We start from the raw sequence: 9,494 nt of genomic DNA, 5'->3' as shown, positions 1-9,494 counted from the left end.
TCTTACCGTGCCGCCCTATCAAACCCTGTCTTGTTCACAACGGCCGCAGGTGCTGAATCTCGTTAATAATGGATGGCTGGTAAGTGAAGAGGGGTACGCAAAGCTGGTTGATACTAAGCTTGATGGGGGGGACGTGCTCGGTTGATGGCAAAAAACTGAGAAGAGGGCCGTTGTATGTTCCTTGCTTTAGTGGGGGATTATATCTTCTTTTTTTAAAGCTACTCCTAAGATTTATTCTGTTCCTTTTTGTTTTAGCTCATATTTCCACCGTGGGATCTTCTTTTAAGGCCAGCTACATCAGAGGTTTCTTAGGTTTAGTTCATCCAGCAAGCCGCGACAGAGCAGGTCATGGGGGCGTCAATGCTATCGGTGGGCTATCGCCCTAATGTATCGAATGCTTTACGCAGGCATATGGCTCTGTAACAGGGGCAAGCATTTCAATCCATCTTTGATCCGCATATTGGTTAAAAGGCGGCTATCCACCATCAGCCTATGTCGCACATGGCTGGTTGCCCAAGGTGGGGCGCAACCATCACCATGGGCACCGGAAAATCAACCTCACAATGTGATGACACGGTTTAAGCTTGTGAATAACGGGCGGGGTGTTGCTCACGATCTGCCGTTTGGGGAAGGTTCGCTTTTAAACCTGCTAGATGGGGCTCCCGGCTAAAAGGCACACTTGTCGTCATGCCAGCTGTGTTTTGGAGCTGGCTTAGCTCTATGTCGGCTCTTTAAAGGTAAGGTTATCACCCTGTGGAAAGGGGGTGAGGTAGCAATCTGTACAGGAGGGGCTATTCGATCTGCTAGACGTTTGATCTTGGTGGTGCTCAAGCTTTGCACCGTACTCTGTGTCGGGTGGATCATGAAGCCTTGAGGTACCTTGTGAAGGGTTTCTATTATACTAGAGTGGCCGTTCAAGTCGTGGCGAGGCATGATTACAAGTATGGGATGCGATCAAAAAAGCAAGTTTTCAACCTGCATCCTACGGTGTTTTTAGAGTTGGTGGTGTACGCTCGGTGCTTTTTTTAGAAGCCAGAAATGCGCCGCTCACAATAAGTAGGGCAGCCATCAATAAACTAGAGCGCCATTGGCCATGCCCAAAGCTTATCAGAAGTAAGGTAGAGAGTAGGGGGGTAAGGTAGGAAAGTGTACCTAAGAGTTGAATATCTCCTCGTTTCATGCCCCGATCCCACAAGAAAAAAGCCAGCCCAACAGGCCCCAAACCAAGGCTGGTTAATGCAGCATATTGGGTCAGGCTTGGTGCAACCCATGTTTCCATACTGATATGACAGGCCCAGGCGCTGATCGCAGTAAGCAGGCAAAAGCCCGCCACAGCATCACTACCAATATGTGCAAAATGGCGACTAAGTACCGAATAGCTTGACCAAGCTAAGGCCGCCATAACCGCCATGAAATAACCAAAACCAGCCGCCTCATTACTCAATGAACCCTCAGCCGTGACCACAACAGACGCTGCCCCGATAAAGCCCAGTACAACCCCTATGATAGACCAGCGAGAAAGATGTTCATTAGGCAATAGGCCTGAAAACAAAACAATGAGTAGAGGCCATAAATAATTGATAAGGTTAGCTTCAACAGCAGGTGCATGGCCCAAAGCGAGAAAATAGAAAAAGTGATACCCAAACAGCCCCCACAATCCCAACCCCCATAGTTTGAGTGGGTATTTATGCATACTGCGCCCCCAAGGACCAGGACTGATGATGCCAATCAGACCCATAACTGCAGAAACTGAAAATGTTAATGCAACCATTTGAAAAGGGGGGAGTGGTCCTGCTATAGCTGTGAGTAGACCCAGCGTAGACCAAAGAAGAATGGCACCAAAGCCAAGGCGTGTGGCGGTACGGTTTGACATGGTTGTTTCCGTGATAAAAAACCAAGGTATCGCTTTAAAAGAAACCTTTTGCGATAACCCGAGACCAAAATGAGGAGAGCTATTGTACTGAAGTCGGGAGAGAAGGCGATGAAAAAGCACATGTTGGTGGCTATGTCGGTTTGTGCAGGGTTGTGCTCACCTCCTCTACATGCTCAAGAGGTGGGTCCAGAGTTGCGCTTAGGGGCGATGTTGCATGATATTGATTTTTTGAGTTTTAACCGAGAAGGTGGTCAAGATCTTAATGGTGAAATTCTATTTGCGACACCGCGTTTATTGTCATCCATGGGCAGCCCTAGGCCCCATGTGGGCTTTGCCCTTAACAGTGACGGCTATACCAGTCAGCTCTATACAGGGCTAACCTGGCACCATAGATGGCTCAATCAGCTTTTTGTGGAAGGGTCATTGGGGGGGACGGTTCATAATGGCGACACCTTAAACTATGCTTCAGACCGTAAAAGTCTTGGTTCTCAGGTACTGTTCCGTCTCTCGGCCTCTGTCGGGTATCAACTAACCAAGCAGAATAGCCTTTCACTGATGGTGGATCATATCTCCAACGCCTATCTTGCCGATGAAAATGAGGGGTTGGATACCATTGGCTTACGCATCGGTCACCGCTTTTAGTCAACCGAAACAATGCAATGTTCGCTTGTCGATAAACGATGGCTAAGTTTACGTATGTCCCCCCCATATGTCCCCCCCATTGTTAAATCTATTTCTATGGTTTAAACGTGCTGCTCTAAAATGAAAAAACCCTCCGCACAAGGCGGAGGGTTTGATCATCATCAACATCATCCCTGAAGGGATGGCAGCTTACTTAGCAGCAGGAGCTGCTGGGGCTGCAGGAGCTTGCATGGCGGGGTGACCCATCATAGCAGGGTGGGCAGGGTATGCACCGGGGTAACCCATGGTGGGGTAACCACCGGGGTAACCGCCCCATGCGGGGTAACCACCACCATTGTAGCCATTGAAGCCATTGTAGCCGTTGTAGCCATTGTAGCCGTTGCCACGACCGGTAGCGTTGCCGCTCATGTTGAAGCCAAAGCTACCGTTGCCGGTACCATTGCCTACGCCATTGCCCATGCCATTGCCCCAACCATTGTTGTTGCCCCAGCCGTTGTTGCCCCAGAAAGCGTCAGCGTCGGAAGCCTGAGCCAGAGCCAAACCACCCAACAGAGCTGCAACAGCCAGAATATTAATCTTTTTCATGATGATCTCCAGTAACAGGTCTGTGCTCAGACCAATAAGGTCGCTGCGAGCTCCAATGAAGTCGAGCAGCGACCAGCAGGCACGCTTTAACCTAAATGATCAAAGGTGCGAAAAAAGTATATGTAGTGCTGATTGTACTTTGGATTTCAGATCTAAACGTTAGATCGGCACCTTCGGTTGAAAACCGTGGTGGCTGTGCTGGCGCATGCTTGGCTTAGTTAAAAAAGCGCGGTAGATGCAGATTAAAGAGGCACTACCAAGCATGTGATTTTTTTTTGAGATCCACAAACTGTTCGATAAATATGTAGAGTGTGAATAACGACTATTTAAATATCAGATTCATTCATGCGCTGGCAATCATAATCTTCGATCTTATTGATTTAAATTGTAAAACCATGTTACAGGTGATGGGGTTTTGTCGCAAATAGGCAGGGTGTTACTATAAAATAAAGCCCGTAGCTTATTGTATTGTTACGTATTTCGAACGGTTTTACGAAAAAGAAGTGTACGGATAAATAAGATATCACAACTGAATAAGTGAATAGGTGCTGTACCTTTTAAATGCAGCCGGTTAGTTGGCTAGGACCGTGCGGATTGTTGACCATGACGTTAACCAACCGTATCCGCTACAGAGAAGTGACAAACCCTGAAAAGAGCCAGGAACCTATCATCTAGATCTTAGTGGGGTCTCACAACATGCGGGTATGTGATCAAGACCCAACCGACCCCCAGAATAGGTATAAAGAGGGTTTATCTTAAGTGGTGAGACAACGTTTAGCCTACTGTTAAACAGTGAGGCTGTCATGGCATCTACCAGTTCAACCGTACAGTCACTACCGGCATGTGAGGATGCGTTTTACCCTAGAAGTTCAGGAAGCCGAGGTGCGATGTCTCTTGAAGGTCGTGTGTCTATTCCGCCATGGCTTAGAGAAAAAGCGGATTGAGCGGATAAAAAAGAGCTCTCTTATTTAACCAACAAATGTATCCAGAAATTGCAACAGCTCTTGGCGTTTAATGGGTTTGGTGAGGTGGCCATCGCACCCAGCGGCTAGGCTGTCATCGTGGGCTTCAGAAAAAGCATGGGCTGATAGGGCATAAATAGGTGTTGCTGGGTGATTGTTGTCATGTTCCCACGTGCGGATATGGCGGGTGGCGCTGTAGCCATCCTGTTTTGGCATCTGCACATCCATTAAAACCAAGTCAAACTGACCGTTTATAAAGGTTGATTCTGCTTCTACCCCATCGCGTACATAGGTAGCCAGATGCGCGGTATGCTTTAAATAAGCTTTTAGTAGGGTGATATTATCTTCAGAATCATCGGCTATAAGTAGGGATAGCCCCGGTTTAAGCGAAGATTGCGTGTCGCTTTGAACGGGGGGCTCTACCTGCTTGGGTGCTTTACAGGCTGGGAGCGGAAGGTTAAAGAAAAAACGGCTGCCTTGTTGAAGTTGGCTCTCGACCTGAAGTTCCCCCCCCATATGCTCGATCAGGTAGTTGCAAATGGTTAACCCCAAACCACTGCCCCCAAAGCGGCGGGTGATGCTTGTATCCGCTTGAGAAAAAGGCTTAAAAATAGTCTTGAGCTGCTCAGCATCAATACCAATACCACTATCTATAACCTCAAAGCATAGCTGGTCTTGCTTTGGTGCGATCAGGCGGATAGTCACCACTCCTTGATGGGTGAACTTAACGGCGTTACCGATGAGGTTAATCAATGTTTGACGTATACGGGCAGCATCGCCCATCACCCACGCGGGTAGAGGTTGCTGTGCTTCAATCTTTAACGTCACCCCTTTTTCTTGTATTGGGTGTAGGAAAATCTGCCCGACTTGGCGCAAGAGCTTAACAGGATCAAAGGGTGCCTGTTCTAAGCTTAGCTTTCCTGCTTCAATCTTGGAAAGGTCAAGAATGTCATTGATGAGACTAAGCAAGCCTTCACCAGCACTATGAGAGATCTCAAGGTAGTGTTGACGCTGAGGGTTCTTTTCGCTTTCCAATAAAAGCTCAGACATGCCGATGATAACGTTTAATGGGGTACGTATTTCATGGCTCATGGTTGCCAAAAATTGTGTTTTGGCCTGGGTGGCGGCCTCTGCAGCCTCTTTGGCTTGTTCAGCTTTCTCTTTTTCACGGCGGGCGCTTATATCTTGCAGCATGCCCTCAATGATCTGTTCATCATGACCTTCTAGGGACATTAAGCGGGCATTAATCAATGCCGTAAACCGATGTCCATCCAAACGTTTTAAGACAATTTCAAAATCTAAAATTTTACCGTGCGCCCGTAGTGTCTGCACCAGTATTTTTCGCTGGGCTGGATCTTCATAATGTTCTTCGATGGGGGCTTTGAGCAGCTCTTCGACGTTTGCATAGCCAAACAGCTTCACCAAAGCTGGGTTAGCTGTGATGTAATATCCCTCTAATGTTGATTGAAATACCCCCTCTGCGGCATGGTTTACAATCCCCCGATACTTCTGCTCTGCCCGACGGGTTGCCGCATCTGACTCCTGAAGAGCCTCAATCATCTGATTGAAGGATTGCGCTAAATGGCCAATTTCATCTTCTTTATCACTTTTAGGAAGGCGACCGGTTAAATCACGGGTGGTGGCAATTTGCCGCATCTGCTGAGAGAGGTTTCTCAGTGGGCGGGTAATTCGTGTACTAATGGTTAAGGCAAATATCCCGGCCAAGAGTAACCCCAATACCAGAGCCCCAAGTTGAAGGGTTAATATACGCGCTGCATTATGTCGAACAGCCTCTTGAGAGGTGTAAGCGATCAAATAAGCATGCAGCTTACCTTGATAGGAAAAAGGTACAATACGGGCAAAATATGGGATTTTTTGTCGGTAAATTTCATGTAAAACAGTGGGGTCCTGCCCCATATTTAAGATCTGTTGACGGCTTGGGTCAGCAGGGGCGTGAAGGTGGCTGGTTGCCACAAGTACCCCTTGGTGGTTGTATAGATCGGTGATATAGCCAGTGGTACGAAAGCTATCGAGCAACTGTGTATGCAGGATTTGCTTGAGGAATCGAATTTCACCGACCTGTTGAGGGAAGGTTTCATACCCATCGGGATCATCTACATCAATGATTAAGGGGATGGAGCCTTCAATAAAGAGGGCTCCATGGTCCATGGTAAGATGAACGCCGGTTTTATGTTTAAGTCGCTTGAGCATTAAATAGTCAAAATCCGACGGGGCTTTTTTCCATAGATGTGGAGCAAAACGAATTTTAGAGGCATCACTGACCGGGGTGAGCAGGGGGCTTTTGCTATGATTCAGTGTCTGGTTGGTTAACCGAACCTGTTGACGGTCAGTCAGGGCCACCAAATGGCCATTTAAATAGAGGCCTGCCAGATCAAAACTTTTGGCGAGCAGAGTGCGACGTAGATCTTCCACCATTTGTAATTGAATATTCCGGGCTAAAATGTGGGTGGTATCGCCCAGGTTCTGTGTCTGTAGTTCATGTATGCTGTATAGATGGCTGTAAAGCGTTCTGTTGCGCGCCTCATCGGCCAATGTTTTCTGCATAATTTCAATTTGGCTGAGCAGTTGGTTCTGAAAGTGATTTAAGGTTAGACCCATGTGGTCATAAGCCTGTTCCCGATGCTCAGCAAAGGTTACCCATACTGCAGAAGCAGCCCCTAAAAACGCCACAACCAGTACGCTGATTCCAGATTGAATCAGAAATTTTGCCCGAATTGAGGTCATGATTGGGGTATCCGAAATGGCACAGATTGCCTCCTTAGCGAATATGGGTTTTGGCGAGCTTTTCTACAGAGGGGAGGTTGTGCCGATCAATCAACCCAATACCGGTATTGATATCCGGTGGTGTCATGGCGTAGCGATTGGCCAAGTGTAGGAGTTTGATGGACAGATAACCCTGCATATAGGGCTGTTGGTCGATGGTAAAGTCCATCAATCCATCCTTGATCATGCGCGCTGAGAGTGGGGAAAGATCAAAACTGGCAAAATAGAGCTGTAGGCCATCTTTTTTAATAACACGGCCTATTGGGTGGGCAGCATCGGGCCCCAGAGTGATGACGGCAGAAAGATGGCTATGGTTTTGGATATAGGTACGAAATTTCTGTTCTGTTTCAGCTTTGGTCGGGGCGGAATCCAAGCGGTCGACACTTAATCCGTGATGAGACAAAATTTCAGCAATTCCACCAAAGCGGGCTTCTAAGCCTGCATGTCCTGCTTGTTGAATAACCACCACAACCCGTTTGGATAGCTCGCCTCTCTGCAAAGCTTGTTTGGCTAAGGATTGACCCGCAGCATAGTCATCCATACCAATATAGGCCAGATAAGGGTTGCGTTGGCGGTTGTCATCCGTTGGCCGTGCATTGAAAGCGATGACAGGAATTCTCTTCTGTTTGGCTTCGATCAACGAGGTTGAAAAGCCGTTTCGGTCAGAAATAGTCGTGGCAATACCATCTGGCTGTTGGGCGATAGCTTGTCGTAACAGGGTGATCTGCCGACCATAATCATTTGGCCGTTCAGGGGCTAAAATGGTGAGTTTTACCCCCATCTCTTTGGCGGCATCTCGTGCACCCTTGAAGGGTACCTTCCAAAAAGGGTCAGAGACCCCGGCATGGGAAATAAAAAAATAGTGGGCAGGTTTTTCGTCCGCCTGGCTAAGTGTAGGAATCAGCAAGAGTAAAGCTGAGGTGATCACGCGAACGACATTAAGCATAGGGCACCCTACAGAATGACAGTGTCAAAGCAAGATCGTTGAGACACTGAAAAGTTCTAAAAGCTCGATTTATGATGAGTGTCCATCATAGACCTCGCCATGGAGCTTGAAAAGCAGAACCTGTGACGTAGGGGGTATAAGTGTGGGTGATGAAAACAGGGGGGCCGTTTTCTCCCCCCCCCTGTTAAGGTGCTCTACATTGAAAGCTTAGCAGTTAATATTGCCACCAAGCTTGTTTTGAATGGATTGGATTTTTCCTTCTAACCGACCCTCTTTACCGCTTCGCGCATCCGCTTTAATCGAGATAGAAATACGGTCACAGTCACTGTTCATCTTTTCATAGCACTGTTTAACCACAGCCATGACCTCATCCCACTCTCCTTCAACACAGGTACCCATAGGGCCAAGTTTATAGGGAAGGCCGCTGTTAGAAATAATATCTAAGGAGCGGGCGACATATTTACTAACGCTCTCCCCTTTATCCAGAGGGGTCATGGAAAATTCCACCAGTACACTCATGGTTGGCTCCTCATTTAGCTGGGGTTTTCCCCCGGTTGTTTGGTGTGTTATGTGGGGTTGGTTTTGCGGTTCCATTGGCAAAGCCATTGTGTTTAAGCCAACCCCCTATTTGCGCTTTAGGTTAAAAGAGCCGGTATGTGTGTGTAAAGTTCAGTGTTATAGGGATGTTTATTTTAGTGAATATCCTCTTAACGATAGATCGGGTGTTGCCTTTATTGGCCTGGATGAAGCGGATGATTGAAAAAAAGTGGGGTTCGTTTAAAAAAAAACGTTGCATTGAGCGTCTGATATCGATATTTTCTTGGTCTCGGTTGAACAGAGACTCTGCACAACAGATGATCATTTAGCTGAGCGCAACGACGTCCCGTTCGTCTAGGGGCCTAGGACACCGGCCTTTCACGCCGGTAACACGGGTTCGATTCCCGTACGGGACGCCATATATTAAAACGCTGTCTGCCCCGACTGGCGTTTTGCACAGATAGCCCCAAAAGGGCGTGTGCCTTAACGGCCTGCTGATAACCTCAGCAGGCCGTTTTGTGTTTGGAGTATGGCTGAAAGAGATTATACCGATCTGATACGTGCTTCCATGAAATCAATCAGGTGCTTAGCCGCACTCGTTCTAGACCTGCTCCTGCTAACAAACCAGCAATAACTGCCCCAACATGACTCAACACACTAAGCCCTTTATCAATCTCACCGAGCATGAAAATAATGCCTGCTGCCATGGCAAATATCGCGATACTCATCCATAGATAAAACCAGAAACGATGCTTAAAGGTTGATTTTTGAAATGCAAGCACATCTTTATCTTGTTGGGCTTGTAAGCGTTGGCTCTCTCCTTGAGAGGTGAAGTATTCTTGTGCAACCCCTGCAAATGTCATTAAATCCGTATGATCTATTCTGCTGGATCTTTCGTGTTTATCATTATTCGGTTCGTTTTCGTCGTGCATCTAGGTATCTCTCGATTAAATTAAAAGTTATCCATCGTTATAAGTCATTTATAGGATATATTTAGAGTGAATATAAAAGTTGTTCAAAGTTGTGTCTAGTTGTTTATTGGATTTGCTTATTCATGATATCGCATGATCTGGGATATGTCAGCGTCATGATTGACCTGGGGTCAAAGGTTATAAAGGGGGACTTCTGTGGTGTGTGTTTGATTTAAGGTCGAATGGACTGTTAA

General features: G+C 47.1%; 7 protein-coding genes and 1 tRNA gene. 2 read left to right on the top strand and 6 right to left on the bottom strand.

All coding sequences use genetic code 11. From position 1 onward, the window contains the following. Positions 1-982: 982 nt before the first annotated feature. Positions 983-1,873 (bottom strand): aromatic amino acid exporter YddG, encoded by an 891-nt coding sequence (gene yddG / locus V5T57_RS20365; RefSeq protein ID WP_332893112.1) that lies wholly within the window; start codon positions 1,871-1,873, stop codon positions 983-985. Positions 1,874-1,981: 108 nt separating this feature from the next. On the opposite strand from yddG, the gene V5T57_RS20360 reads away from it, so the two are divergent. Next, positions 1,982-2,515, top strand: coding sequence for an acyloxyacyl hydrolase (locus V5T57_RS20360; protein WP_332893111.1), 534 nt, complete (start codon positions 1,982-1,984; stop codon positions 2,513-2,515). Positions 2,516-2,704: 189 nt separating this feature from the next. On the opposite strand, the gene V5T57_RS20355 is transcribed toward V5T57_RS20360, so the two are convergent. From V5T57_RS20355 to V5T57_RS20340, 4 genes are all read right to left on the bottom strand, one after another. Further along, positions 2,705-3,100, bottom strand: coding sequence for a sulfur globule family protein (locus tag V5T57_RS20355; protein WP_332893110.1), 396 nt, complete (start codon positions 3,098-3,100; stop codon positions 2,705-2,707). Between the two features lie 968 nt (positions 3,101-4,068). Next, complete coding sequence (locus V5T57_RS20350) at positions 4,069-6,807, bottom strand: hybrid sensor histidine kinase/response regulator (RefSeq protein ID WP_332893109.1); 2,739 nt, start codon at positions 6,805-6,807, stop codon at positions 4,069-4,071. A 34-nt stretch (positions 6,808-6,841) separates the two neighbouring features. Further along, the gene (locus V5T57_RS20345) at positions 6,842-7,792 is read right to left on the bottom strand and encodes a sugar ABC transporter substrate-binding protein (RefSeq protein WP_332893108.1); all 951 of its coding nucleotides are present in this window, start codon (positions 7,790-7,792) and stop codon (positions 6,842-6,844) included. A 207-nt stretch (positions 7,793-7,999) separates the two neighbouring features. Continuing rightward, positions 8,000-8,311: an MTH1187 family thiamine-binding protein gene (locus tag V5T57_RS20340; protein WP_332893107.1), complete on the bottom strand. Its 312-nt coding sequence runs from the start codon at positions 8,309-8,311 to the stop codon at positions 8,000-8,002. Positions 8,312-8,672: 361 nt separating this feature from the next. Between V5T57_RS20340 and V5T57_RS20335 the strand changes: the two genes are divergently transcribed. Then, positions 8,673-8,748, top strand: a tRNA-Glu gene (locus tag V5T57_RS20335). 159 nt (positions 8,749-8,907) lie between these two features. Here the strand turns inward: V5T57_RS20335 and V5T57_RS20330 are convergent. Continuing rightward, a complete protein-coding gene (locus V5T57_RS20330; protein WP_332893106.1) occupies positions 8,908-9,261 on the bottom strand; it encodes a hypothetical protein in 354 nt (117 codons plus the stop codon). Positions 9,262-9,494: the final 233 nt, after the last annotated feature.

This window comes from Magnetococcus sp. PR-3, assembly GCF_036689865.1.
GTDB lineage: Bacteria > Pseudomonadota > Magnetococcia > Magnetococcales > Magnetococcaceae > Magnetococcus.
This window is presented reverse-complemented; position numbering and strand designations above follow the sequence as displayed.

What these genes read in the sequence shown, in the direction of transcription:
- yddG (WP_332893112.1), bottom strand. Translation starts at nt 1,873, where the DNA reads ATGTCAAACCGTACCGCCACACGCCTTGGCTTTGGTGCCATTCTTCTT.
- V5T57_RS20345 (WP_332893108.1), bottom strand. Translation starts at nt 7,792, where the DNA reads ATGCTTAATGTCGTTCGCGTGATCACCTCAGCTTTACTCTTGCTGATT.
- V5T57_RS20340 (WP_332893107.1), bottom strand. Translation starts at nt 8,311, where the DNA reads ATGAGTGTACTGGTGGAATTTTCCATGACCCCTCTGGATAAAGGGGAG.
- V5T57_RS20330 (WP_332893106.1), bottom strand. Translation starts at nt 9,261, where the DNA reads ATGCACGACGAAAACGAACCGAATAATGATAAACACGAAAGATCCAGC.
- V5T57_RS20360 (WP_332893111.1), top strand. Translation starts at nt 1,982, where the DNA reads ATGAAAAAGCACATGTTGGTGGCTATGTCGGTTTGTGCAGGGTTGTGC.
- V5T57_RS20355 (WP_332893110.1), bottom strand. Translation starts at nt 3,100, where the DNA reads ATGAAAAAGATTAATATTCTGGCTGTTGCAGCTCTGTTGGGTGGTTTG.
- V5T57_RS20350 (WP_332893109.1), bottom strand. Translation starts at nt 6,807, where the DNA reads ATGACCTCAATTCGGGCAAAATTTCTGATTCAATCTGGAATCAGCGTA.